This is a genomic window from Nitrosarchaeum sp. AC2 (genome assembly GCF_013407385.1).
Classification (GTDB): Archaea; Thermoproteota; Nitrososphaeria; order Nitrososphaerales; family Nitrosopumilaceae; genus Nitrosarchaeum; species Nitrosarchaeum koreense.
The window spans coordinates 962,517-988,328 of record NZ_CP030847.1 but is presented as its reverse complement, the minus strand read 5'-3'; the positions used below and the strand labels follow the sequence as shown (position 1 = coordinate 988,328).

Genomic DNA, 25,812 nt, shown 5'->3' with positions numbered 1-25,812 from the left:
TTCTAAATTGTATGGGATTATTCTTTGTCTGAAGACATCCAACTGTCAAACAAATGAGTCTGTGTGAGTTTTCGTATTGAAAATATTGTGCTTAGAATCAGAGGTATCATTACTACAAAACCTACGGTTGAAATGATTACCTTTGCATTTTCTATCTCCCAATCTACAAAGCTGATGAATATTGCAACTAAAAGTAAGATTATCCCGATAAAGATGATGTTACGTAATACTCGGTGTATCGGTTTATTGACAATCTGTTTTTCATTTTGTCCATAATTGACCGTAATTGTGTTTGATATTCTATCTATTATTCCCTCAGTTTTTCCTATCATCAGAAATATTGGATATGCTACAATAAGTGCAGTTAAAATTCCAAGAAACAAAGATGGGCTCATAAAGAACGGTATGTCTGGATTTTCTAAAAGATCTATTATTGTTGGTGTAAAATAACCTAACAACGCAAGTAATGATACAATTATTACAAAATGAACCATGATTTTCGGTCCATATTTTTTCAAATTATCTTTTTTATTGCTCTGTTCTGTTTTTTCTTTAAACGCACCTGCTCCTACAAATCTGCCTGCAAAGAAAACATAATTCAAGAGTTTTTTTGGAAAGATTGATCTTTGGTCTACAACTGTAGGTAAAGCTCGTAAAAGAAGAGGCATTGCAAGCATGGTGATAAGTGATACTAATATTGTGACAGGATAGATGGATTCGTCTATGCTTCCACTGTCTACTCCTAATTTAGCTATGATAAATGAAAATTCTCCAATAGGAATCATCATGGCACCGATAGTGGATGCGCTGATGAAAGTATTTCCTGACATTGATGCTGCAAACATGTTTCCAATGAATTTCCCAACTATAGCTATGATGACAATTGGAATCGCAATCCAAATTGCATCTGGAATTAGTGCAATGTTTACAAGCATTCCAATTGAAACAAAAAATATCACGATAAAAAAATCCTTTAACGGTAAAACACGTGGAGTTATCTTTTCAGAAAACTTTGAAGACGCAATTATCATTCCCATCAAAAATGCCCCAATCGCACTGCTCAAACCCAAAAAGTGTGCAAGAACTGCCAAGCCAAATGCCAAACCAAGTGCAGTAACAAAAGGAGCTTCCTCCATGTTTATTTTGGATACACGCTCCAATAGCTTTGGAATTGCTTTGATGCCTATTGCCAAAGTCAAAACAAAAAACAATATGCTTTGAATTATCAATGAACCAGCATCAGTTATTGCAAAATGTTCTCCACTTGAAGCATTGCCAAGCAATGTTAAAAGAAGAACAGCTGCAAGGTCCTCTATTATCAGTATGGTGATTACTGTATCCCATTCTTTGGTATTTACCAAGTTGAGATCCCGCAAGAATCTAAGTGATATTGCAGTACTTGTAATGGACAAAATACTACCCAAGAAAAGTGCTTCTAGATGAGACCATCCAAGTGCTATTGCAACAATATATCCCAAAAAGAATACAATTCCAAGCTGGACTGTCCCTATGATGATTCCGTTTAGTCCAACACGCTTTAACTTGTTAATACTAAATTCCAATCCTACGACAAAAAGCAGTATGATGATTCCAAATTCTGCTAACAGATTGATTAATTCGGTATCTTCTATTACACTTAACCCGTAAGGTCCTACAATTATTCCAACTAGTATGAATCCTATGATTGTTGGAAATTTTATCTTGTGCATTAGCCAAGCACCAATCATTCCTCCGCCAAAAAGAATTGCAAGTAAGCTTAGAAACTCTGTTGTTCCTGCAGATACCAATCACCTAGTTTAGCCTTTTAATCCTTAAAAGCCTATTTGATATTGGCTAAAACTTCCATGGTATACAATAAACAATTTCCAAAAAATGATTAAAAATAACATCTAAATTTTAAATCAATATAATTGCCATTATATTGTTGAATTACTAATACTAATGCGTATATGATTCCTATTGATCAAAATACTAGAATAGGTCAAGTTCATCTTAATGTATCTAACATAAACCAATCTCTAGAATTTTACAAATCCTTTCTTGGTTTCAAAATAGTTGAACAAACAGAACATGTTGTATTTCTTTCATCTGATGGTAACCTGCCTTACCTTGTTGCCCTTTCTACAGCTAAACCACTTGATTTAACTAAAAGAGCAGGATTATATCATTTTGCAATATTACTTCCGAAAAGAAAAGACTTGGCAGAATTTCTTTCACATTTACTAAAACACAAAGATACGATAAAAATTGACGGTTTTTCAGATCATCTTGTATCTGAAGCAATTTACATCCGTGATCCTGATAATATTGGAATAGAAATTTATCGTGATAGAATACCATCCGAATGGAAATGGATTGAAAACCAAGTAGTAATGGCAATAGAACCACTTGATATGGAAGGATTGCTTGCCGAATCAACTAAATCTTGGAGTGGATTTCCATCAGATACATCAATAGGACATGTCCACCTACATGTATCCAATCTTGCAAACGCAAAAAAATTCTATTCTGAAATTCTTGGTCTTACAACCACTGCAAGTATGAAAGGCGCATTGTTTTTTGCAGCAGGAAAATATCATCATCATATTGCAACAAATACTTGGCTTGGAGAAGACATATCTCAAGCATCTACAGAATTTGCAGGATTGGATTATTTTACACTTCAATTTTCAAGCAAAGATAAACTAAACTATATGATAAGAAAACTAGAATCTTCTAAAATAACTGTTAAATCATTAGAAGATGGCTCATTTAGTATATTTGATGAAGATAAAATATCAATTCATTTGACTGTAAAATGATCAGGTTATTTGATAAAAAGGAAAAAAGAAAAGATCACAAAAAAATAACAATACAAATCCTTTTAATTTTATATTACTCATAGAAAGTATTGGAAAAAAATTGGGCTGATCTTGGTTCTGTTGATTCATTAAAGTCTCAACCATTGCAAGAAATTGAAGTAGGAAAAATTACCATCGCATTATCATATTATGACGGTAAGTTTGGTGCAGTCTCTGGAGTTTGCAATCATGTTGGTGGTCCATTAGGTAAAGGAAAGTTAGATGGGGATTACATTGTATGTCCGTGGCATAACTGGAAGTTTCATAGAATAACTGGATTCGGTGAACCTGGATTTGAAGAAGACAGAGTTCCTCAGTTTGAGCTAAAAATTGAAAATGATCATCTATTCATCAATACAAATTCTGTTACTAATCGAAATAAACTGCCGCATCCACCACATGCATTGGGACGAGATGTAATTCGAGAAGATGGTCCAATACGAGTTGTAGGAATTTCAACTACTATAATGGATTCAAAAAATCCACGTTACTCAACTTCTGATAAATTACTTGAAGTTGCAATCAATCATGCAAAAAATGAACTTGGAGCACAAACAATGTTTATTCGTCTAAATGATTTGAAATTTAGAGCATGTGAGGGATATTATTCTAAAAGTGCCAAAGCGTGTACTTGGCCATGTTCTATTACTCAAATGGATGAGACAGACCAGCTAGTACAAGTCTATGAAGCACTAGTTCATTGGGCAGATGTAATAATTGTTGCAACCCCTATACGTTGGGGTGCTGCAAGTTCATTATACCATAAAATGATTGAACGTTTTAACTGCATCCAAAATCAAATCACTCTGAATAACAAATCATTAATTCAAAACAAAGTTGCAAGCTTTATCATCACTGGTGGACAAGACAACGTTCAGGATGTAGCAGGCCATATGCTTGGCTTTTTTGCTGAAGTTGGTTTTGTATTTCCACCATTTCCATTTATTGCACATACCAGAGGATGGGATGCAGAAGACATGGAAAACAATATTGCATATGTAGAAAAAAGTGAAGGACTTAAAGAGGGAGCAAAAGATCTTGCCCGAAGAAGCATAGAAATGGCAAAAATAATACTCCACGAACATGTCTCTGAGCAAAAAATTGTAAAGGCTGGACGAAAAGCACAATCATTAAAAATTAGTGAGGATTAATTACTTTATCTTCCAATATTATAACAAAAATTGAATGATATTTTTATTTAATCATGTGTACCATATACTCTATAAAAAAAACACCAAATCCTGTTCATCTTTATTCCATTCTTTTGTAAATCACTCTAAATTCTTGAGCAATACTATAAGCCAAATTCAAAAAATGTGTTAGTTGATTCATCGATGTTTTTCCTTTACTGAATTGTCTTAATATTACAAATGACTTAAAATAGAAATTTTGTGATGGCTCTATATCACCTTTCCATATGGAAAAACACTCCTCTACATCAAGACACATGTGAAGAATAAATTCACTCCATTCAGATAAAATGATTTGTCCTGGAATATGAGTCAACACTGATTCTGCTATGGTTCTTAATTCATGACGTCTAGTAATCAAAAGCATTGCTATTGCTTTTTCTGCTTTTATGTTATCTGAATATCCATACCTTCGTAAAAAATCTAGATTATTCTGTATTATTTGCATATTTTTACTATTGCCTTACTGTATTTAGAAAGATTGTATTCATTGCAAACATTTGCATTTAATAAAAATACAGCAACATTGATCTTTCTTTTCATACATGTGTTTGATTTTGTTCTACTCTATGTTTTGCTCTAACTCGTAATTTTGTATTACAACAGATACAACGAATAAACTCTGTTTGTATAAAATGAGAACAAACTGTACACCATTTTATGCCATTTTGATATTTCAATCCCCTATCGAATCTCTTTGTTTTCAAGTCAACACATTGTCCTTTGCATCTTGGTGCCAAGCTAAATTTTAGAAAATCCTACTAGTTAATACCAACGTATACTATTGTTTGCAAATGTTTGCACAATAAACCTCTTCATTAAAAGTCAAATCAGATTACAATATTTCGTGGACAGAACTATAGTCATGATGTTTGTAGTTGCATGCTTTGGTGTTGCCTTTGGTATAGTTTTTCTTGCAATGGACTCTCCGTTACAATCATTTGCAGAAAATGAATCTGTCCACAATTCCCCCATAACACGAAAATTTACTATTATCGCTGAGGATACAACACTTGAGATTGCACCTGGAGTGAGAGTTGAAGCTTGGACATTCAATGGTACTATACCTGGTCCAACTCTAAGAGCAACTGAAGGTGATAGAGTGATTATTAATTTTATCAATAATGGAAAGTTGCCACACACAATGCACTTTCATGGAGACCACAATGAAAAAAATGACGGTGTATTCCAAGAAGTTCTGCCTGGAAATTCATACACTTATGATTTCATTGCAGAACCTGCAGGAGTTTTCATGTATCATTGTCATGTGATGCCAGTGTCTGCACATGTTAGAAACGGATTGTATGGCGCATTTATCGTAGATCCAAAAGAAGGAGTAGAACCTGCAAGAGAATACGTGCTAGTCAAAGGAGAATATGATTTAGAAGACCAAGAGACTTGGACTCCTGATTATGTTTTCTTTAACGGCTATGCTGATCAGTATTGGACAAATCCATTACCTGCAAAGACAAACGAGCTAGTTAGATTATACTATGTGGATATGGGTGCTATTCCTGCATATGGCTTTCATATTCATGGAACTATCTTTGATACAATAATTTCTGGAATCTGGGAAAATAAACCTGTTAAAACTCAAACATGGGAAGTAGGCTCAGGAAATGCTGCAATATTTGAGGCAAAATGGAAAGAGCCTGGGAGATATCTATTTCATTTACACGGAGTTCCAGAAGAAAAAGGTACAATGGCGTATTTCAACGTGCAAGATGCATCAGCAAATGCAGTTGATGGAATAGACATTGCCAAAACTAAATCAATTGATATGTGGAACTGGCAAAAACAAATTCTAACAGATTTACAAAAGCCTGATGTAAATGCAAAGATTACGCAAACAACTACCATTTTACCAGGACATGAACAACACAATGTTCTCTCACAAGTAACATCTGAATCACAAATAGTTGAAACTACTCTTTGCAATATTGAAAAAGGTTCAGCTGTAAAGTCTTCAAACAAGTCATTTTATCCACAAATAACTCAGATCAAATCTGGCGATACTGTTTCTTGGACTAATGATGATATTTCAGTTCATACAGTTACTAGTAAGAATGACTTGTTTGATTCTGGAATGATGATGCCAAATGATACATTTAAACAAAAATTTGATGATGTAGGATTGTTTGAATATTACTGTATACTTCATCCATGGATGACTGGAACAATAAAATCAGTATGACTATTTTTCAAAAACAATCTTCATCATGTTTTCATTTATTTCAGAATCTATCTTTTTTTCTAAAACATCGTTGAAAATTAATTGTAATACTGTTTTATGATACAAAGACCAGTTGTATCCCAAATCATGTTTGATTATGTATGTGTGCTTTTCATTTTTTACAACATGATTAATTTCAAAATCTGATATCCTCATTCTTGTTACAAACCATGATACAAAAGAATCAACATCCATCGTACCTTTCATAAATGTGGCAATATCTGACACTATGCTTTGTCCTATTTTTTTTGCTAATTCTACTGTCTCTTTCTCAGTCAATTTTTGAAATAATGCACTGACTATGGGTTTTGCTATTGGAACCATGCCCACTTTGGGCTCAAACATACTCCATTCAGTGTATCTTGAAAAAATTTTGTTAGCTAGAACATTCAGGCTTATTCCTTGAGATTCAGATTCCTTTCTAATTTTATCTAAAACATTACTATCTAATCTAAATGACATTGTTTCTGTTTTCTTTTTTTGCTCTTCAGTCAATTATTTTGGTAAAACTATGTTCATTAATAATGTATTTTGATTTAGTTTTAAAATCTAAAATTAATATTGCGATTTAAATAGTTAAACAATGTCAAAATTTGATGAGAATAAACAGCAAAATCTCCCACATAAATTAATCATATCATCGTTGGGAAAAGTAATATCATGTTAAATATTCCAATATGGAAATATTTGGTATGACTTTAACAAACAAAGAATTAGAATTAAAAATTAAAGAAAATAAAATTACCTCTGCAGATTTAGATCAAATAATACAAGATAAGGATGATGCCGAAAAATACCGTAAATTAAAAAAGAAAATACAAGAAGCAGAAACTGATTCTTACCTGCTTGATAGATTAGAGGCATGTGACACTTCAGGTGTTGCTGAAATTCTTAGGGATTTCTTGTCCTCAAAATAATTGACATGATATTATCTTGAGTGCTACAAATCAACTACGTGCTGATCATGATCAAGTTCATCATTTAGAAAAATCGTCTTAAAATGTTCTGATGAATTATCAAAAGGAGCTGAAATTCCATTCTCTGATTTCATAAAAATCATGTATGTGCAGTACAAAGGTTACTGGAAAATCTAAGAAATCAAGTATGTCAAAACAAAACTTATGCTCATATCTTCTCTCCAAATAATTCTTGACATTTCCAACAATAATCTACTTTCAGTCCACATGTTTCTGTATGTGTAAGAATAACATCCTTATGTAGTGGACAGATTTTTTTCTTATTAATGGGCATGTGGATTAGCAGTACCTGCTTCTATTTTCACATAAGTTCCTGCAGCTTTCTCATGAGCTTCCAAGTTTGATTGATCAACTTTGATAGCTTGAGGAGGGCAAACAGAAACGCATGCCATACACCATATGCAGTCATGCTCTCTAATTGGATCCGATTTATCTGTATAGTCTTTTCTACCTTCTTTATCGGAGTTTTCACCTGTTCCTTCAAATGTTTCGCCAATTACGCTTTTTGCTGGAATATCTTTTTCTGTTCTATACCATTGGAATACCTGCACAGGACATGCCTCAATGCATGCACCGTCAGCATAACATGAATCCCAATCAACAGCAACCATCGTACCACTAATTCCTAAAGGTTCAAGTTTTTCACCTCGTTTTGTAAAGTCTTTAATGACCTCAGGATGTGTTGATGCTTCTTTTAATTTACCTGGACCCCAAAACCAATGAAAGTTTTCACCATCGGAATGATTTATTTTTCCAATTGGTTTAAGATCATTTGGAAAGTTTTCATCAATTGGCATACTGTTAGTCGTCTTGCTGTCTTTTAAGATATACTCACAAATCTTGTTTAATTTTAAACAAAATCGTGTAGTACTGTTTAATATTGACTAAACACGTATAGTTTTATGAACAAAGTAACCATAAAGGCTTTAGAAAATGGACCTTTTATTGTAGAAGTCGATGGAAAGACAGTTTCAGCACTGTGTAGATGTGGCAAGTCTGAGAATAAACCTTATTGTGATGGCACTCATGCCAAAATTGGATTTCAGGCAAATAAATCTGAAATAAAAATAATCTAATTGATTTATTATCTATTTTTTTCTAATTTTTTTATATGTTAAAAGAAAGAATTTGTATTAGAATTACGTATCAATTGTTTTTTGATTCTTTTGAGATCCTGTATTCTAATAGATGCTTTTCCATGTAACGGATAATGCATTACGTATGACCTTGAATTATAAATGTGATTTTGCCATCCGAAGATAATTTTTCTTTCATGAGAAAACATTTCATAAGATATTTTTCCTATAAAACAAACCACTTTGGGGTTGTATCTTTTTATTATTTCTAAAATTTTTCTCCTACCCTTATTTTCTTCACCTTTTACCAGAAAGGACACATTTGGAGTAGGCCTGTTTATTATGTTGATTATGCCAAATTTGTATACTGTGTTAAATTTTGTGTTATAAATTTGCTTGAGCGTTATATCGTCTCTCAAATCTATTATTTTTTCATTAATTAATCCAGATTTATTTAGCAAATACCAAAAAGTCTTGTTATTAGAAAAAGGAATACCGCGATTGTACGTACCCGGAGATGGGTTTATCCCAACAAATAGAATTCGCATATTTTTTGAAAATTTACATCGTATCAAATCATTAACCTCAATCTACGATCTCATGATTTTTATCACAAGTAATTTGAATATGTTTTATAGATATCATTTCTAATTACTTTCATTAATTGATATGGTGATCACAGCGTATCTAAAAATTCTAACAGGACAACAGCGTTATTATGCTGTTCATCCTTTGCAGCATATACTAGTGTAATTGGGTTATGTTCCTTTTTCAGATTCTTGATTTTATATACCGTACATTTATTTTCATTTAGTTCTTTAATGTATTTTTTCTTGAATGCATTCCATTTTTTTAGATCATGCGAAAACCATTTTCTAAGCTGATCTGTTGGTGCTATTTCTTTTAACCATAAATTCACACGTGCGTTATTTTTCAAAATTCCTCTTGGCCATAGTCTATCAATTAAAATCCTATACCCGTCCTCAGAGGAATATTTTTCATAAATTCTTTTGGTTTTAATCATTAGTGATCAGCGATTTTGTATTAATTGAATATACAGTTTCATAGATTGTTTTTACTGGCATATCGTCTATAATTGCTATCAACCCCAATAATGTATTTTTATGTACATCACTAGACTGTAAATTAACATACGCTTGCTCATTCTCTAATTCCATTACAGCTATGTATTTGGAACCCTCAGTCCCATCTTTCTGTTTTAATAGATTTCTTGAAATAATACCCTTAAATTTTTGAAATTTTTGATTTGATGCCTTGAACCAATCTTCAAAATCTTGTTCTTTATTAAAATCCATTTTAGGAAATTCTATTATTATAAACATTTCCAGTTATTATTCTCACTAAAAGTATTTGAATCGATGGTTTATAGTGCAAATACTTGCAAATAGAAATAATGACAATTCTAAATCAAATAATATTTTAAAATCATTTAGATGTAAGTGAAGTTATCATGAACTGATTTATGATATCTCCTTTGCACATCTATATGAACAAACGTTTTCAAATCTGCTTAAAAATTCCTTCCCACAATGTAAACATTTTTTAAAAATTTCCATGTTGTGTTATGCATTATAATTTGTATTAATGATATTGACATATTCAGCTGATTCATCATAACATTTGTTGAGTATTATCTATCATTAAGGGTTACATCATGTATTATATGAATAATCATATGGAAAAATTTGTCAGCACTTGGGACAAGATAGTTCATGCCCCATTCAAAAAAATTATGAAATATGATCTTTTTTGGTTGGGGATTGGCACAATCATCTGGATTGGACTAGAAGTTTTTGTTTTCAGAAAGATAATTGTGGTGATATAATGGTAAAATCGTTTCAAAAATTATGATTTAGACAAAAACAGAAACCCAAAAACTATCTCATGCAGGTTGGATATGAAAATGCAAGTAAATAATAAAAAGATTAAGGAGAACCAGCAATTAGGTAAACACCTATTCCGATTCCTATAACAATACCGATTCCAATACATAATAGATCAAACGCAACTACTTTTCTAAAAGATGCATGAACCATTTTATCCCATGAACTTTCTTTTTTTGGATTATCCGTCATAATCTATATTCTGAATATGAATATAATATAGTTGCTGTATTTCGGCATCACTAATGAGATAATTTGAATGAGATGTTGCCCTAAGCTGAATTTATGATAATTCAGCAGTTTTTGATACTAACTATCATTAATCTTGATGAGCATTAGGAATAATGAAAATGAATCCAGGATGCAATCACAAAAATACTGTGCATGACACAAGCACACGAGAAATATTGTGTGTTAGCTGTGGAATAGTTACAAATAGTTTTAAGAAATTTGTAAATAGACATCCTAACAAAACAAAAAAAAGATACGTTAGAGCATATACTGCGAAAAAACAATAAAAGGAAAAGTTGACATTAATTCAACATAATTTTGATTAAAAATTTCTATCATCATGGCAAAGAGTAGTTAGAAATCTGTCAAAATTTCCTTTTTATCCTCCCTTATTTTATAATATATTCAATTCACGTACAAACAATATCTAATATGGTAAAGACTAACTATCGAAATCTAAATCTCAGGATATTTTCTCTGTACATTTGTATGAGCAAATATTGTCAAATTTACTTGAGAACTCTACTATGATACAGATATTTTTTAAAAATTACTACGTTGTATATTACAATGTAATTTTGTATTAATTTAACAGATACAGCTTAGTCATCATAACATTTGATGAGTACAGTCTATCATCAAGTAGTGCATATTACATAATATGAACAGCACTATTGAAATACAAAAATCAATCAGCACTTGGGACATGATGGTTCATGCTCCAATCAAAAAGGTTGTAAAATTTGGTCTCATCTGCACTGGACTTGGTGTGGTGATGGGAATTGGATTGGGGGTATTTATCGTGACAGAAATGCCAGGAGTATTGTGAAAAAATGAATGATTTAGTACAGGAAATAAAACATAAGAAAAGACAAAGTCTGAAAAGAATACCCAGGCACAAAACATCTTATTATTTATTTCATATAGTTGCAGTGGTTTCAATTATTTTGCTAACCATCCTGTTGTGAGGAAGAACAATTGTCTCACAAAACCAACAAACATCAAGAAACAGAATCGATGATAAAAAATGCAAAAACGAGAACTATGGAGATAATATGTTTTGTGTGTGGAATTAAAATCATTCAATATTATAGCGATATTTACAAAGGAGAAAGAGGATGGTGTCTTGGATGTGGATCAGATTTTCCACTGGAATGAGTAATCTCTATTCTTCTTTTAGTTTGCTTTCTCTGAATGTACCTGAGTTGTGCCAACTATACCTGAAATAGTCAAGACACCACTCATGAAATCTGATGTCATTCCCGTAAAATGCATATCCGATATTTGACTCACCTTTTCTGTTAGGAAATGAGACACATGCTTCCTTTTCATTTAAGGCAACTACTACTAAAACTTGTTTTGACATTTTTCTTTCAACGGTTCCATTTTCCAACAGACTACTAAAACCAAATTTCTCCAGTGTCTTTTTTCTTCCCTTTGGAACGATACAATCTTCTGATAGAATGTAATTTATTTTTACATTGTCGTTTTTAGCTTTTTTTATCAAAGGTTCTATGAGATCATTTGAAACCTCTGAATGCATTTCATAGATGTATTCGTTTGCATTTTTGTATATTGATTTCCACTGTTCAATCACTTTGGTAAATCCCTTGATGTAAGTTCCAGTGGATAGTGCCCCTATGCGTTCGATAAACTTTACAGGAAGATCTCCAAAGTCATGTTCCTGGAAATACTTTCTATTATTGGAGAAAAACATCATTGTCGGAATCTGAGTGCACATAGTAGTTCCATAAATGGTAAGATGATAGTACCCATCAATGTCTTTTTCAATAAATCCTGATTTTGCTAGTCTCTCGAAATTTCTGTGGACTTCCTGTACAGTGGAATCAAGTATCTTGGCCATGGGGGACACTTTTGATTTTTCCTGCATCAGATGAAATAGAATATCAAGTCGTTGCTCACTTGAAAGATCCAGAAAGTCACTACTAGCATTCTTGTAACTATTTCGCATCTTATTATTAACAGATGTACAGAATCTAAACCTTGCTTTAACACGGGTTTAGAATCTGTGCAAAACAGCTATTGTCTGTAACCTGAAATATTTTTTGGATCAATTCTTTTGAATCTATTTCGTTTGAAGATATAACAAGCACAGTCCCATATATGGTGGGGATTGTCAGCATTGTAGTTTTTTCTCGCTCGGTTATACAATGACCGAATCTGCCAAGATTTTCATCATGATCACTTTGCATTGACATGTATAGTCTGGCTTGCATACATATCATATCCAAATCCATACTTTCTAGACTTTGTGTCATCTTGTTTTGCTTTTTAACAAAGTCCACCAATCTTCCATGATTATTGATTATTCCAACAAAAAAGATGTTCTGCTCCAAATCCAAGATGGATTTGCACAGATTTACATAACTTGTCTTGTCAATCTGAGACAATACTTTTATTTCATCTTTCATTGCGTTTTCCACGTAAAAAGTCAATTGCGGAATAACTCCATAAAGTTACAATCTAGACAAATTTTTGCCTGAACTTTTTTCCATGGTTGTTCAACATTTACTGCTACGTTTGTGTTACTAACAATAATTGGGTTTGAACACTTTGGGCATTTTTCCATGTCTATGTTATATTTTGGTTACTCATTAATTCAGGTAACAATATTAGCTGTATTTTCACAGTTACAGCTAAATAAAATAATTACACTTCAAGATATCTCAATCTCATGAGATATTTTCTAAAAAAAATCTGCCTACCGTATTATATAAGAATGACAACCTAACATCTTTTCCCGAACAAATTGGGAGGATATCATTTTTATTCTTTATCAATAAAAATGGCATCCCTCCAATTTAGGCTTGAGGATACGCTTATCATAAAATTCTAAAACTAATTCTTAGAATGTGTAAAAATTGTTGTTTTAAAAATACCCCATTCATCTTAAGTTTAGAATAAATTTTAAAAAATACAGTGAAAAAATCAACTCTAATCAAGAAAAGTATCGTGTTTTCAGTGATTTTTTCTATCGGAATATTGTTTTTGTATTCAATTAATTTCATTTGGGTTATTTCAGTACTTATTCTACTTGGAATATCGTTAGGAATTAGCGGAATCCCCTCTGAAAGATTTGCTCCATATCCTGCAGATGTAGCGGTTTCTTTTGGACAAAAAATCAAAGAATTGTTCAAATTATAATACTTGAGATTAACAAGAACTACAAAACTTATCTAAGACTAGGATTATTTTCACATAATTGGAAGATCGTATCTCTCAAATTATTCTTGAAAATATCATTCTAATGGAAGGGCGAGAATTTGGTGAACCAAAAAAATGGAAAGGAATCAAAAAGAAATTACAGAAAGGCGAGAGACTTACTGATGAAGAATATCAGTATTATCGTCAAATTGGAGATGAGTATACTAAAGCACTCAAAAACAAACGAAACTGGCATTATGAACAGATTGAGAAATTAGAATCAAACGGTATTGGAAATAAAGAAAGATGGGATGAGTTAAAACAGAAACTAAAAAACGATGAAAATCTATTTGGAATGGATTACGAGTATTTTCTTGCCAAGCTAAGAGAGTTTGAGCAAGGGGTAGTAACGACTACTCTGAATGTAGAAGGACGGGACATTATTGCATATCTTGGAATTGTTAGTGGACAAGCCGTAATAGGTTTGATGTTTCTCAAAGATATGGTAATGGGATTAACTGATGCGTTTGGTGGGCGTTCAGGAATCATGGAGCGAAACTTTCGTACGGCAAAAGAGGATGTGATAAAACAGATGACAGAAGAGGCAAGAAAAATGGGAGGAAATGCTGTGGTTGGCGTCGACATTAAATTTAATTCAATTGAAGGAAAAAATAAACAAATGTTGATGGTAGTGGCAACTGGAACCGCTGTGATTACCAGAGCAGTGAAATAAATGACATATTCTCTCGAAATATTTAGAAAGTTTACTAGTTGGAATTATTATTTTTATCTTGATAAATTACAACGATCTATCAAATAACATTTAACATCGATGCATTTTCTTTAGGAATTCTTTTGTAGCTTCTGAAATACCATAAATTATTGCCATTTTAGATATTATTTTGTATTTATTTTCGTTCTAAATATTCTTTAAATTTAGGAAGAGCTTGATCTTGATACCATGTAATTACTCTATGACAATCATCACATACCATCATAATCTCATTATTGCATTCTTTTACATGGTGCTCTGTAAGATTATTTTTTAGTTTATTACACACAAGACATGAGCCAATTTTTGTTACAACCATATCAAATCATAGATTTAATTTTGAATAATTAAAGATTTATCAAAAAAAAGATTAGAGGTCTAGATTGCAACCCATACAGTATAGATTGCCATCAGGACCTTTATCGTGTAGATTTTCTGGATGCCCACAGTTTGGATTTAACTCCATTTTCAAGGAATTTAGAATTTGTATGTCTTTTTCCATGGTCGTTGCCAATCCTTTTGATAGTTCTTTAATGCAGTCTTGGCCTTGATTCCAAGGCATATTCATATCTAGAAATCCTTTTTTTAGTTCTGATTTTCTCTCAATGAATTCTTCCAGAATTTTTAATGCATTTTTAACAGTCATTAACAATAAACTAATCGAAATGATTCTTAAATTCTAGTTATGTCTTATCTAATTTTGATTATGTATGCCTGGTGAAATTTTAAGTTATGAAGAAATGTGCGATAGGGAAAAAACTCGTCTTGTAAAAGGAATTAATTTTAGCTTGGGTGATAGACATTCAATTGTTTTAATGTCCAGAGCACCTGATGCTAAATATGATGATAAATTTTTAGAAAATGACACTGTTTTAATTTATGATGGACATGATGTCCCACAAACAGGAGGTATTGATACAAAATCTGTTGATCAACGAGAAAGAACTCCTAAAGGCACATTAACACAGAATGGACGATTTCATGAGGCTGCTCAACAATTCAAAGCAGGAGAAGGTACTGCTGAACGTGTGAAAGTTTATGAAAATCTAGGTGGTGCAAATTGGATTTATCATGGTGATTTTTTCTTAACTGATTCAGAGTATGTATCTAATGGTAAACGAAAAGTCTTCAAATTCAAACTAACAGCACATGATGGAACAAAATTTACTGTAAAAGAACTAAATGAAATTCCATTAAGGGCAGTACTTCCCAGTAGTATCATGACCAAAGTATTAGAACAAAATGGTCGTAGATGTCATGAATGTGGGAATGAACATAATTTAACTTTCCAACATGCTGGACCTAATTCGATTGCTATTGATAATGTTCACATTGTTTGTAATAATCATAACATTTCAATTAAATAATTCATCTCTAACTTGAAGCCGATCAAATTATTCTTTACATGCCTGTACTATTTTTTCATATGTCGTAAATGACAAAAATATTCTATTTTCTTACCATGTTCTTTGACTTAAAAAGACTTGCCAAACGAGGGTTATTTGAGGTATTTTTGAGCCAATAGTTTGCTAACAGATAAAACGTATATTTAATAAGTTATGTGGTATAATGTAGTTATGAGTATTTCTTCAGTATTTCGATTAGATGAAAAAGATAACCGAGAGTTAGCTAGAAAATTTGCCACAGAATTGGGAGCATTATTCCTGGAATATCCTGCAAACATAGTGATCAATGTAATTAACAGACAGCTAACCAAGTTAAATCAATCTGATCATGAATTAGCAACTTATCTGTTAGAATCTCTAGAACACCAATTCCCAGAACGTGTAGGCCAATTTATCATCGCTGAGATTTAAAATATTATTTTTTACGTTTTGTAAGCGTTGTTTTTCGTTTAGATTTTTTGGATGTATTTTTATTATTTTTAGGTTTTGCACTTTTTTTATTAGTTGAGAATTCTTTAATGTTATTTTTCAAAATTTCCAACTCCCTTTTAAAATTTTGAATCACCATATCATATTTTGTGACATCTATTTTTGCAGTAATTGCAGCAGCTTCCTTATCTGCAGCGATTTGTTCTTCGATATTTTTTTGTACAGTATCTCTTATTAGAGAAAATGTTGATTTAGTTGCACGCCCTTTACTTTCTAATCTAACTATTTCATTAATAGAAATCAAAATTAGGATGATAAAAATAATAGTCAAATAAAGCCAATTTGTATAAAGACTAGTATCAAAATTATTTTGAATAATAAAAATAATTACGTGAATATGGATGAATATGATAACACCAATCGATCCTAAAATTACGCGTAACCATATCAATTGAGCATATTTTGAATCTGTTTCAAATTTAAGTGAAATAAAAGAACCGAATCCAAGAAATGCTACTATTGTTGTCGAGGCAATTAAAACATCACCTTCATTCCAACTTACATGATTGGAGTTTGTGGAATCAAGGTTTACCTGTATGGAAATAGTGCCATTGGAATACGTACCTATTACTTCAGAATTATTGGAATTGGGTTGTTCCCCGTATGCCATTAAAACCCCATTTAGAAATAATGTCACAAACAAGGCAATAACTAAATATTTCATGATTTTTTCTCCAATGCAACATCTTCAATAATTTTTGAAAGTCTTAACTTAGAATCTTCAAATTTAGTTGATGCTTCTTTTAATTTTAATTTTTGATATAAAATATCCTCTAACCTCTGTGCAATCTTATTTTGTTCAGACATTGAAAGTATTGGAATTTGAATTTTTTCAAGATTGCTCAAACTAATTCCCCGAATTGTACTGCCAGTAGTGCACTGTCTAAGTTGTTTTTGACCTAGTTCTGAATGCAAAAAAGAAGTAAGATACTCTGGAATAATTTTATTTGAATTGATTCGTATTCTTATTACATTATCACTATAAATGGCATTTTCAACATTTTTACATAATCCAACATTTCCAACTGTACCTGAACGAGTGAGAACTATGTCATTATTTTTTAGAAGAAACTTATCTATGGAAATTAGTTCAAATCCAGTCAAATCAGCAGTTGACAAGTCAATTTCAAAATCTTTGATTTGTTGACCTTTCACTATTCTATATTTATCGCCTTTTCGAAGTTTATGATTCTTGACTCCAATAGAAATATCGGCAATCTCTTTTAAAAGACAAATTTGTTTTTGTGAACCTAGATTGGATATATTTTTAAAATAATTTCCATCTAATCTCAACTCTTCATTTGATGATGTATCAAATGTATGACCTTTGTTTGTTTTTAAAAATACATGAAATTTTTCAATTATTTGAGAAAAATCATTTACATTTGTTAAAGAACCATGTCTATCATATCCCAAATTTTCTGCATTTGCAATAAAAATATTGTATGGGTTTTGATAAATTTTAGGGCCTAACTTTTCTAGTATTAGTATGGAAGTTTTAATAGAAGAATAAGGATAAAATGCATAATCAGGTAAACCAATAGTACCTAAAATCTTGAAATTTTTAGTGATAAATTCTCTAATTGCCCGTGTTACTTTGTTAGAAATTATGCCCTCAGGCAAAATAATCGCTAATTTACCACCTTCTTTTAATAATTCCCAACTTCTTTCAATAAATAATGCCTCTACATACTTGCTTCCCGAAGTTGCTAGCATTGAAAATTTTTGATATTCTATTTGAGAAGTTAATCCAAAAGGTGGGTGTGTCATAATGAGATCAAATGAATTGGGTTGAATTACATCATTAGATTTTCTTGAAAGTGTATCTAAAGAATCAAGACTATTTGTACAAAGTATGGTTGCATTTTCAATTCCATGTAAATAACAATTAATCTTTGCAAGATTTGTCATGGATTCATTTATGTCTAAACCAACAATAGTTGCTCCTTTTTTTCCAGCATCAAATAGAAGTTTTCCACTACCACATGCTAAATCTAAAACTTTCATCTTAGAAGTTATTGGGAATAAATCTGTCAAAAATGTAACAATATTAGGTGGAGTTAAAAACTCTCCACTGTTTTTTGAAAAAACAAAATATGGAAATCCTAGTTTGGAATCTGTAATTTTAGACTTTGTTAAAGAATATTTTTGAATTTTAAAAATTATTTCAACTAGTATGTCATGTGGGAGTTTAAATTTTGGTTCAAAAATTTGTGATTTTTGTTTATTGTTGAGTTGTTCTAATATATTTTCAATTCTAGTAACAATTTTTAAATAATTTTCATTATTATCTGCTGTGAATTGAGGTTTTTTAGAATTATTTTCATCAAAAGTTTTTGCACCTACTAGTTTTAGAAGGTCATCACTGATTTCTTTTTCTGTAAGATATCTTGACTTTGTTTTACTTCTTAAAACCTCACAAATATTCCAAAAAAATAATTCTGGAGATTTTAAAATAATATGTCTTTTTTGTTTTTTTATTAAATCACTTTTTGAGTATTCAGAAGGAATATCTGGAATTGATTTAAGTTTATTTTGTTGTGATGAGTTTTGAACAATATAACATAAATCATAAATTCCATCCGTTATCATGGCATATCTATTTCCTAAAAATGAAGAAATTAATTCTAGATTTTGTTTTACTAATTCATGATTCTCAGGAATTTTTTGTTTTACTTCAATTAGAATATATGGTAAACCGTCTTTATACACAATAATGTCTACTAACTGTCGTTTAGGTCCTACTTGTACTGGAATTTCTGTTCTGATGTTTTTTTGGTCAAAACCGTATTCGTCTTTTAAACGCAAAATACAATTTTGGAGTGCATCTACTTCAGTCTCATAGTGAATTGTATCCACACTTTATTAGTTTAAATATCATTATTTAAGGTTATCCAGACCAAGCGATCAAACTAACAATTTATGAGGCTATTTGGTAATTATTTTATATTTATAGTATGAAAAACGTGGTGTCCCAATCTAGTTTGATATTTTTTGTTCAATTCCATTGATAATTTTTGAAAAAATCCTCTCAATAGAATCTAGTTTAGTTTGAATATCTTTAGCAGAATTAACAGGGTTCATTTGATAATGCGTTAGAACTTGTTCTTTATGATATTTACCATTTTTAAGTTCAAATGGTTCTTGATTCTCAATTTTAGGAAAGATAAGTGCCCCATAATTTGCATCAAAATTAAGCATATATGCTAGCATTTTGTTGATGCCCTCTGCTTTTTCTGAAGATTTACTATAATTTTTTGCATCAAATAATGCAACAAGTTCTTCGTCTATGAAGACTGAAAAATCTGGTTGATGATCTAATGTCCATGTCTCTCCATCTTTTTAAAAAATTGTCTGTCATAGTATATCTTAATCATATGTTTATCAAATTTGAATTCAAAAAAAGTATGTTCGCTATCTGTTTTGCCAAAAATCATCTTAACATCCAGATGTTTCTTTAGTTTACAAAAATCTATTAGTTCTAAAAATATCCAAGCTTCATAAATGGTATCTAAATCAGCTAATGAATCAATATGAAATCTTGAAGGATTTCCAGAAAGAAACTCCAAGCTAAGTTCTTTTAATTTTTTTAACCACTCTAATAATTCTAAATATCCTTTGTTTCTAATGTAGCCTTGTTTTATTCTAAATTCTACATCTTCAATTAATTGAGTGATTTCATTATCTTGTGGAATTAATTTTGAAAATCTTTTACTTGCCTTAACAATTTCCATATATGGAAAATTTTGAATTAATCTATTTGTACTAGATTCTACATCATACAGAATTTGAATTTCATCAGGTTGAAGTGGTTCAGAAAATTTTGCGTTAATTAGTTTTGTAGATTCTTTATTTAACCAATTTGTACTTAATAATAATAAAATATTTTCAGGAGTCGCAAATTCTCTTGACCAAGTGTTCATTTCAAAACTTAGAGGAAATTGTCCATTTGATTTAAGGAGAGTTTTTCTCCAATCAATCTTTCCTCGAATCATCTGTCCTGAATATTCCACAGTTGGATAATCTACCTGCATACGTCGAATAATCTTTGAGTAAATTTGAAAAAATTCTTCAAATAATTTATGAAATCGTATGAAATCCGTCATTCTATCAGGCATGGTATTGGATGTTGTCCCAGATTTTAACACAAAATAGTCGTCTAAATTCTCTCTATGATACCTTAGGAGATATGCCAATCTTTCATACATATACTTCCATTCGTCTTTTGGAGTTAGTACAAATCTAACAAATTGATGCCATTTTTCATTTTTTCGCTGAACCCGTCTAAATTCAATATCTAAATATTGAAAATTAGGTTGTAATGTAAATTCAGATCTAATTAAAGTAGAACGAGGAATTTTTTGTTCTTTTTCTAATCTGATGATTTCATTTGCTAATTCTTGTCTATTCATACTAAATCATAGTTGAAAATTTCAGAATATCTTTTAATGATTTTTTGAATAATTCTTCTTTAAGTGGTACATATGATGCAAATCTACTTTGTAAATCGTCCCATCCTGTTTTCTTTATTTGGCCTTTAGAGAACTGTTCTAGAATTTGTTCTCTATGTCCTTTACCTAATCCAATAAATTCTAATAAATTAGAAAAATCATCCTTGTATTTTTCTTTATTTGAACCATTATCTTGAATTTTCTCAAAAAATTCTATTGGTTTTCCATAAAAAACTGCAATTAGTATTTCAATGTTTGTAGGTTGAAGATTTTCTAATTGAGGAATAATATTGGTTCTTAATCCAAAATCTAAAATTTTATCAAAATTATTATTCATTGATGCTGCCGTAAGCATTGTTTGATATATTGATTTGAGAATTGCAGTACCGAGGGATTTTGACATTCTTACAAAGTCTAAAACATCATATGCTTTTTCTATTACTCTGACAAATTCTTTATTTGATTTTTCTTTGTTAATATTTTTTTTATCCGAACTATGATCAAGTATCACTAGAGAAGAGTAATCATCTTTTGGGAGTTGTAAAATTGCATTCTTTAGAGCATAGTAAATTTCATGATCTTTATCTTTACGTTCAGGTGCATTTACTTCAACATATGCAAATCTACGTTTTAGTGCGTCAGAAAGATGAAACAAATAGTGTTTATCTGCTGTATTTAGAGTTCCAATTATTCTGTAATCCTGAGGTATGATTAATTTTGAATATCCTTGTTTGTTAGGAGATGGCACCTTTAGTTTTCTGCTTTCAAGTGATGTAAACAACTGACCGAATGCCTTGTCTATATCTGCTCGATTAAATTCATCAATAACTAGCCAAGTTCCATTCGAAGGACGTTCATCTCTTATGCGTGATACTCGCTTTACACAAGTCTCATCTTCCCAGTTTTTCAAGATAGTTTCAGATACACATCCTAATTGAACCTCATAACTTGGGCTCCCATCAACCATTTTTGGCATAATGCCGCCTATTACATCAGTAGTGTTCCAATCATCTGTTGCAGTGTGCTCTTCTGCAAAATATCCTTCATTTTCTGTCCAAAATACTCTAGGAATTATTCTTGCAAGTTCTGTTTTTCCAGTTCCAACTGGTCCAGCTAAAATCACATGTCTGCCACTTGCTAAATTAATTACAATTTCTCGTATAGTATCAGGATCTACAATCAAATTTTCAAGAATCTTGTTTACTCCTACTTCCATTTCTTCTGATGTAATTTTTCTTAATTGATTATCATCAAAATAGTTAAGAATTTTTTCAGGTTGATTATTGGTAGGCAATTCCATTGGTTCATCAGGATCATCATCTGGATCATCTGTTTGTCCAGGCTTTGCACATAATGCATTCCACAATAAGCGAGTATAATCTTCTACAGTCCAATTTTTCATTATAGGATGAGATTCTTTGATTTCAATTAGTTTGAATTGTTTTAGGGTGAGATTTTCCTTTAGTTCTTTTCGTGGAATTTTAAAATAATCTAATAAAATATTGATGTGTTTCATTGAAGTAATTCCAAGAAAAGTATTTGGAAAATAGGTTGCTAAAATTTTAGATCTGACTTGTCTGTGAATAGCAAAGTGTTCTGAATCATCTACAATTGATGATAATTGTTGAACATTGTGATTTTCTAAGAATATTTTTCCTGCATTTACAATTCTTTGGATTTGCTCTAGAATTGCAGATAACGCTGCTTCTTTATTTTCATAATATGAAGGATACCAAAATTTCTTCTCGTCTCTCTGGTAAAACAAACCAAATTTTTGAGATCTACCACCGATATGTCCGAATGCTCTTGTTTTTTGTTCTAGCATATATGAAAAGTTTGAACGATTTGTCTCACCCGTTTCATCATCTAGACCAAGTGCATAATCTTCAATTGTAATATTTTGAATTTCAGAAGGAGGAAACTTTGTAGTAAATTCTGTTCTCTGTTTTATTTTTTCAGCTTCAGAATAAAGTGGCCAATGCCATGTCTCTTTGAATATGTCTCTATTTTGATCATATTTCTTAATTATGGATTCAAAATCATCTTTAGATGTAGGTTTTAAGGACATTATTTGATCATAGAGATCCTTGCTTACAGGTTTAACTGTAATAAACCAGTTTGTTTGTTGAGGTATTTCTCTTTCGATAGTATCAAACCATTCAACTGGATATGTATGAGCATGTACAGGGTCAGAATTGAATTGATAGTCCCCTGCAATTCTACCTATTCCTACAACTTTACTCATTCCTTTGTTTGCAATTATGATGTCACCTTTTTTGATTGACATAAAGTCTCTAAATTGACGTCCAACATTAGAAATCGAATCTGGCCAGAATTTGTTTAATAATTGATGTACTTGTTCATAATTTTTTCCAGAAATATCTCCAATCTCGCCCCAAGCTATTCCAATCATTCCAAGATTCTTTTGATGTTCCCAATCAAAAGCTTGTTCTCCTGGAGCAATCTTCCAGTAATTTACAGATGTATTTGTTTTATTTTGTAGTGAGATGCCCCATTTTGCCTCTGTAATTTTAACAAGATCATCTAATGCAGGACCTTTTGTTATATGATTAAATCCTTTGACAAGTGGTAATCCATCTACTAATGGAAGTAATTTTTCATCTGATTGTGCAAACTCTAAAGTATCTATGAAAATTTTATGTGTGAAAAATGCTTTGTCTGTTTTTACTTCTTCAGGCCAATACTTTTCTGCGTCAATTTGTTTTACCCTGACAATTCCTACTCCAAAAAATCCTGATTTAGTAAAGTGTGTGGGTTCATGTTTTGTAGAATAATAAAATACAATATCTCCTTCAGATGCCAAGTTATAGACTGCCATATTTGATGGAGTGCTATCGGCAATCCCCCATCTTACAGGCCTGTTTTCAATTGTATGTTTCCAATTTTCCCATGGTCCTAATGCAATAAAATAATCTGCCTCTGGTTTGATTTTATCTGCATAAATTCTTTGATTACATAATGCAATTGTTTCTAAGATATCAAATGAGTCTGTACCTGGTTCAAGATTTAAAACATATCCAAAAAGTCTAGTTTGGGATGTTTGATCAATTTTTGTAATGATATTTCTTTCTTCTAAAACTGAAAATACTGTTTTCCCATCTTCATATGGTGGTTTATCTTTGTTGTAAAATTTTAATTCTGCAACTAAAACATCTTTCATTATTGGTGTGTTATATTCTAGTAGTGTTTTGATGATAACAAATTGATAATTTGCTTGTGGTCTTGAATCTGTAGTGATATAGTTTTTTAATTCTTCAATGTCCATTGGAGCCAAATCTTCAGCATTTTTGTCCATTTGTTCTTGATATTTTTCTTTATAGATTCGATTTCGTGGTTTTGAGCGAACTCTGTAATTGCAACACTTGCAAAAGAGATCTTGTGTGTCTTCAGTAGCTTGCTCTCCTTGTTTGTTTTTACATCCCTCTTTAGTCATGTAAATTTCACAAATTTGACATCTTACCTGACCATTTGAATAACGATTTCCATCTTTAGGTCGCTCTGCTCTGTACTGTTTACAAATTCCTTTACATGGGCGATTTAGTATTTTTTCAGACATAATTTCTCACAAAAATTGTATAATTTTAAAACAATATTGTATTATTAGAATATGATCTTAATTTTTTAGAACAAATAATGATATTCTTTTTTTATGAGGACTTTGATGGTTTATTGTGACCAGTCTTACTTTCTATGGGGGAGTAAATGAGATTGGTGGCAACAAGATTCTCTTAGAAGACAAAGGAACTAAGGTGTTTCTTGATTTTGGGATGAGCTTTGGTAAGCGTGGTAAATATTTTGATGAGTTTATGAGCCCCCGAATAGCTACTGGTCTTCGTGACTTTATTGAGACAGGACTTGTTCCTAACTTGGATAGAGTTTATCGTTCAGATTTAATGGAGATGATGGGAAAAAGAGAAACTGATACTGACATTGATGCTGTATTACTAACACATGCACATGCTGATCATGCAGATTATATTTCATTTCTACATGAAGACATTCCAATTTACATGGGTGAGACATGTAAATTAATTTTAGAAGCCATACAAGAACGAGGACAACGAAGTTTTGAGCGAGAAATTTTATCATTTAAACCACGAACTGATAAAAACGCAGATGAGATAGAACGTGATGTTAGAACATTTAGAACAGGTGACAAATTCAAAATTGGTTCACTAGAAGTTGAACCCATTCATGTAGACCATTCAGTTCCTGGTGCATATGGATTTATCATTCATACATCAGAAGGAGCAATAGCTTATACTGGTGATATCCGTTTACATGGGATTAGGCCTGATATGACTGAAGATTTTATAAAAGCTGCAACAGATTCAAAACCAATTGCATTTATTTGTGAAGGTACTAGGATAACAGATTTAGAAAGCAATGAAAGTGAACAAAAAGTATTTGATGATTGTAACACTAGAGTAAAAAATAATTCAGGACTAGTTATTTCTGATTTTAATTTCAAAGACATGGATAGAATGAGAACATTTTACAATATTGCAAAACAAAACAATAGAAAGTTTGTAGTTGATATTTCAAATGTTGCATATCTTAAACACTTATCAAAAGACCCTCAGCTTGGAATTCCAAACTTTGATGATGAAGACATTGCAATTTTTAAACCAGAAAAATCATCTTGGAAGAAATATCAAAAAGATCTATTTGATGAACCAAATATTGTTACAGCTGCTGATATTGCTAAAAATCAAGATAAGATGATCTGTGCATTTTCTTTTTGGAATTTTGGGGCATTAATTGATATCAAGCCAAAATCTGGTTCTCTTTACATTCACTCATTATCAGAGCCATACAATGATGAGGGAGAATTTGATAAAAGACGTGTGGATTCATGGCTAAATCATTATCAATTAGAACGTGTTCAAAGCCATTGCTCTGGGCACTCAAAGGGACAGTATTTGTTGGATATAGTAAAATCAGTAGATGCTAAAACTCTCTATCCTGTACACACTGAGCATCCTGAGGCATACAGCAAAGTCTCAAAGAATATGGTATTGATCAAAGAAGGCGTAAAATACGAGGTATCCTAGGCG

30 protein-coding genes are annotated in these 25,812 nt (G+C 31.4%); 13 read left to right on the top strand and 17 right to left on the bottom strand.

What is annotated here, in order from left to right; translation table 11 throughout:
* Positions 1-17 precede the first annotated feature (17 nt).
* Positions 18-1,787 carry a cation:proton antiporter gene (locus DSQ20_RS05905; protein ID WP_179364950.1) on the bottom strand — a complete coding sequence of 590 codons (1,770 nt, stop codon included), beginning with the start codon at positions 1,785-1,787 and terminating at the stop codon, positions 18-20.
* A gap of 162 nt (positions 1,788-1,949) precedes the next feature.
* Between DSQ20_RS05905 and DSQ20_RS05900 the strand changes: the two genes are divergently transcribed.
* Positions 1,950-2,801: a VOC family protein gene (locus tag DSQ20_RS05900; protein WP_179364949.1), complete on the top strand. Its 852-nt coding sequence runs from the start codon at positions 1,950-1,952 to the stop codon at positions 2,799-2,801.
* Positions 2,802-2,890: 89 nt separating this feature from the next.
* Entirely contained in the window at positions 2,891-3,991 is a 1,101-nt protein-coding gene (locus DSQ20_RS05895) for a Rieske 2Fe-2S domain-containing protein (protein WP_179364948.1), read from the top strand.
* Positions 3,992-4,091: 100 nt separating this feature from the next.
* On the opposite strand, the gene DSQ20_RS05890 is transcribed toward DSQ20_RS05895, so the two are convergent.
* The gene (locus tag DSQ20_RS05890) at positions 4,092-4,478 is read right to left on the bottom strand and encodes a hypothetical protein (RefSeq protein ID WP_179364947.1); all 387 of its coding nucleotides are present in this window, start codon (positions 4,476-4,478) and stop codon (positions 4,092-4,094) included.
* A 399-nt stretch (positions 4,479-4,877) separates the two neighbouring features.
* On the opposite strand from DSQ20_RS05890, the gene DSQ20_RS05885 reads away from it, so the two are divergent.
* Positions 4,878-6,224 (top strand): multicopper oxidase domain-containing protein, encoded by a 1,347-nt coding sequence (locus DSQ20_RS05885; protein WP_255458152.1) that lies wholly within the window; start codon positions 4,878-4,880, stop codon positions 6,222-6,224.
* On the opposite strand, the gene DSQ20_RS05880 is transcribed toward DSQ20_RS05885, so the two are convergent.
* Positions 6,225-6,758, bottom strand: a complete 534-nt coding sequence (locus DSQ20_RS05880; RefSeq protein WP_179364946.1) for a hypothetical protein — start codon at positions 6,756-6,758, stop codon at positions 6,225-6,227. It abuts the gene before it with no gap.
* A 197-nt stretch (positions 6,759-6,955) separates the two neighbouring features.
* On the opposite strand from DSQ20_RS05880, the gene DSQ20_RS05875 reads away from it, so the two are divergent.
* Entirely contained in the window at positions 6,956-7,180 is a 225-nt protein-coding gene (locus tag DSQ20_RS05875; RefSeq protein WP_179364945.1) for a hypothetical protein, read from the top strand.
* Positions 7,181-7,503: 323 nt separating this feature from the next.
* On the opposite strand, the gene DSQ20_RS05870 is transcribed toward DSQ20_RS05875, so the two are convergent.
* The gene (locus DSQ20_RS05870) at positions 7,504-8,037 is read right to left on the bottom strand and encodes a ferredoxin family protein (protein WP_179364944.1); all 534 of its coding nucleotides are present in this window, start codon (positions 8,035-8,037) and stop codon (positions 7,504-7,506) included.
* A 105-nt stretch (positions 8,038-8,142) separates the two neighbouring features.
* Between DSQ20_RS05870 and DSQ20_RS05865 the strand changes: the two genes are divergently transcribed.
* On the top strand, positions 8,143-8,316 hold the full coding sequence (locus tag DSQ20_RS05865) for a CDGSH iron-sulfur domain-containing protein (RefSeq protein WP_179364943.1): 174 nt from the start codon (positions 8,143-8,145) through the stop codon (positions 8,314-8,316).
* A 38-nt stretch (positions 8,317-8,354) separates the two neighbouring features.
* Here DSQ20_RS05865 and DSQ20_RS05860 read toward each other — a convergent pair whose 3' ends face one another.
* The 3 genes from DSQ20_RS05860 to DSQ20_RS05850 all read right to left on the bottom strand — a co-directional run bounded on the left by DSQ20_RS05860 (position 8,355) and on the right by DSQ20_RS05850 (position 9,632).
* Positions 8,355-8,864 carry a uracil-DNA glycosylase family protein gene (locus DSQ20_RS05860; protein ID WP_179364942.1) on the bottom strand — a complete coding sequence of 170 codons (510 nt, stop codon included), beginning with the start codon at positions 8,862-8,864 and terminating at the stop codon, positions 8,355-8,357.
* 128 nt (positions 8,865-8,992) lie between these two features.
* Positions 8,993-9,340, bottom strand: coding sequence for a DUF488 domain-containing protein (locus DSQ20_RS05855; RefSeq protein ID WP_179364941.1), 348 nt, complete (start codon positions 9,338-9,340; stop codon positions 8,993-8,995).
* A complete protein-coding gene (locus DSQ20_RS05850; protein WP_179364940.1) occupies positions 9,333-9,632 on the bottom strand; it encodes an antibiotic biosynthesis monooxygenase in 300 nt (99 codons plus the stop codon). The genes DSQ20_RS05855 and DSQ20_RS05850 overlap by 8 nt, the downstream gene beginning before the upstream one ends.
* Before the next feature lie 380 nt (positions 9,633-10,012).
* On the opposite strand from DSQ20_RS05850, the gene DSQ20_RS05845 reads away from it, so the two are divergent.
* Positions 10,013-10,162, top strand: a complete 150-nt coding sequence (locus DSQ20_RS05845; RefSeq protein WP_179364939.1) for a hypothetical protein — start codon at positions 10,013-10,015, stop codon at positions 10,160-10,162.
* Positions 10,163-10,262: 100 nt separating this feature from the next.
* On the opposite strand, the gene DSQ20_RS05840 is transcribed toward DSQ20_RS05845, so the two are convergent.
* Positions 10,263-10,412, bottom strand: coding sequence for a hypothetical protein (locus DSQ20_RS05840; RefSeq protein ID WP_179364938.1), 150 nt, complete (start codon positions 10,410-10,412; stop codon positions 10,263-10,265).
* Positions 10,413-11,112: 700 nt separating this feature from the next.
* On the opposite strand from DSQ20_RS05840, the gene DSQ20_RS05835 reads away from it, so the two are divergent.
* Both DSQ20_RS05835 and DSQ20_RS05830 read left to right on the top strand, forming a co-directional pair.
* Positions 11,113-11,280: a hypothetical protein gene (locus DSQ20_RS05835; protein WP_179364937.1), complete on the top strand. Its 168-nt coding sequence runs from the start codon at positions 11,113-11,115 to the stop codon at positions 11,278-11,280.
* 149 nt (positions 11,281-11,429) lie between these two features.
* Positions 11,430-11,609 carry a hypothetical protein gene (locus DSQ20_RS05830; RefSeq protein ID WP_179364825.1) on the top strand — a complete coding sequence of 60 codons (180 nt, stop codon included), beginning with the start codon at positions 11,430-11,432 and terminating at the stop codon, positions 11,607-11,609.
* Between the two features lie 7 nt (positions 11,610-11,616).
* Here DSQ20_RS05830 and DSQ20_RS05825 read toward each other — a convergent pair whose 3' ends face one another.
* Together DSQ20_RS05825 and DSQ20_RS05820 are read right to left on the bottom strand one after the other, a co-directional pair.
* Complete coding sequence (locus tag DSQ20_RS05825; protein ID WP_179364936.1) at positions 11,617-12,423, bottom strand: winged helix-turn-helix domain-containing protein; 807 nt, start codon at positions 12,421-12,423, stop codon at positions 11,617-11,619.
* A gap of 37 nt (positions 12,424-12,460) precedes the next feature.
* Complete coding sequence (locus DSQ20_RS05820; protein ID WP_179364935.1) at positions 12,461-12,883, bottom strand: hypothetical protein; 423 nt, start codon at positions 12,881-12,883, stop codon at positions 12,461-12,463.
* A gap of 508 nt (positions 12,884-13,391) precedes the next feature.
* On the opposite strand from DSQ20_RS05820, the gene DSQ20_RS05815 reads away from it, so the two are divergent.
* Both DSQ20_RS05815 and DSQ20_RS10430 read left to right on the top strand, forming a co-directional pair.
* On the top strand, positions 13,392-13,616 hold the full coding sequence (locus DSQ20_RS05815) for a hypothetical protein (RefSeq protein WP_179364934.1): 225 nt from the start codon (positions 13,392-13,394) through the stop codon (positions 13,614-13,616).
* A gap of 58 nt (positions 13,617-13,674) precedes the next feature.
* Complete coding sequence (locus DSQ20_RS10430; RefSeq protein WP_218841281.1) at positions 13,675-14,349, top strand: YbjQ family protein; 675 nt, start codon at positions 13,675-13,677, stop codon at positions 14,347-14,349.
* Positions 14,350-14,524: 175 nt separating this feature from the next.
* Here DSQ20_RS10430 and DSQ20_RS05805 read toward each other — a convergent pair whose 3' ends face one another.
* Positions 14,525-14,707: a hypothetical protein gene (locus tag DSQ20_RS05805; protein ID WP_179364933.1), complete on the bottom strand. Its 183-nt coding sequence runs from the start codon at positions 14,705-14,707 to the stop codon at positions 14,525-14,527.
* A 51-nt stretch (positions 14,708-14,758) separates the two neighbouring features.
* Positions 14,759-15,034: a hypothetical protein gene (locus tag DSQ20_RS05800; RefSeq protein WP_179364932.1), complete on the bottom strand. Its 276-nt coding sequence runs from the start codon at positions 15,032-15,034 to the stop codon at positions 14,759-14,761.
* Between the two features lie 64 nt (positions 15,035-15,098).
* On the opposite strand from DSQ20_RS05800, the gene DSQ20_RS05795 reads away from it, so the two are divergent.
* Together DSQ20_RS05795 and DSQ20_RS05790 are read left to right on the top strand one after the other, a co-directional pair.
* Complete coding sequence (locus DSQ20_RS05795) at positions 15,099-15,755, top strand: HNH endonuclease (protein WP_179364931.1); 657 nt, start codon at positions 15,099-15,101, stop codon at positions 15,753-15,755.
* Between the two features lie 210 nt (positions 15,756-15,965).
* The gene (locus tag DSQ20_RS05790; RefSeq protein WP_179364930.1) at positions 15,966-16,205 is read left to right on the top strand and encodes a hypothetical protein; all 240 of its coding nucleotides are present in this window, start codon (positions 15,966-15,968) and stop codon (positions 16,203-16,205) included.
* 4 nt (positions 16,206-16,209) lie between these two features.
* On the opposite strand, the gene DSQ20_RS05785 is transcribed toward DSQ20_RS05790, so the two are convergent.
* The 5 genes from DSQ20_RS05785 to DSQ20_RS05765 form a co-directional block, all read right to left on the bottom strand.
* Entirely contained in the window at positions 16,210-16,947 is a 738-nt protein-coding gene (locus DSQ20_RS05785) for a hypothetical protein (RefSeq protein WP_179364929.1), read from the bottom strand.
* Complete coding sequence (locus DSQ20_RS05780) at positions 16,944-19,142, bottom strand: N-6 DNA methylase (RefSeq protein WP_179364928.1); 2,199 nt, start codon at positions 19,140-19,142, stop codon at positions 16,944-16,946. Before DSQ20_RS05780 ends, DSQ20_RS05785 begins: the two co-directional genes overlap by 4 nt.
* Positions 19,143-19,262: 120 nt before the next feature.
* A complete protein-coding gene (locus DSQ20_RS05775; RefSeq protein WP_179364927.1) occupies positions 19,263-19,496 on the bottom strand; it encodes a hypothetical protein in 234 nt (77 codons plus the stop codon).
* A 104-nt stretch (positions 19,497-19,600) separates the two neighbouring features.
* Positions 19,601-20,695, bottom strand: a complete 1,095-nt coding sequence (locus DSQ20_RS05770) for a hypothetical protein (RefSeq protein WP_179364926.1) — start codon at positions 20,693-20,695, stop codon at positions 19,601-19,603.
* A 1-nt stretch (position 20,696) separates the two neighbouring features.
* Positions 20,697-24,311 carry an AAA family ATPase gene (locus DSQ20_RS05765; RefSeq protein ID WP_179364925.1) on the bottom strand — a complete coding sequence of 1,205 codons (3,615 nt, stop codon included), beginning with the start codon at positions 24,309-24,311 and terminating at the stop codon, positions 20,697-20,699.
* Between the two features lie 115 nt (positions 24,312-24,426).
* On the opposite strand from DSQ20_RS05765, the gene DSQ20_RS05760 reads away from it, so the two are divergent.
* Positions 24,427-25,809: an MBL fold metallo-hydrolase gene (locus DSQ20_RS05760; protein ID WP_255458151.1), complete on the top strand. Its 1,383-nt coding sequence runs from the start codon at positions 24,427-24,429 to the stop codon at positions 25,807-25,809.
* Positions 25,810-25,812: the final 3 nt, after the last annotated feature.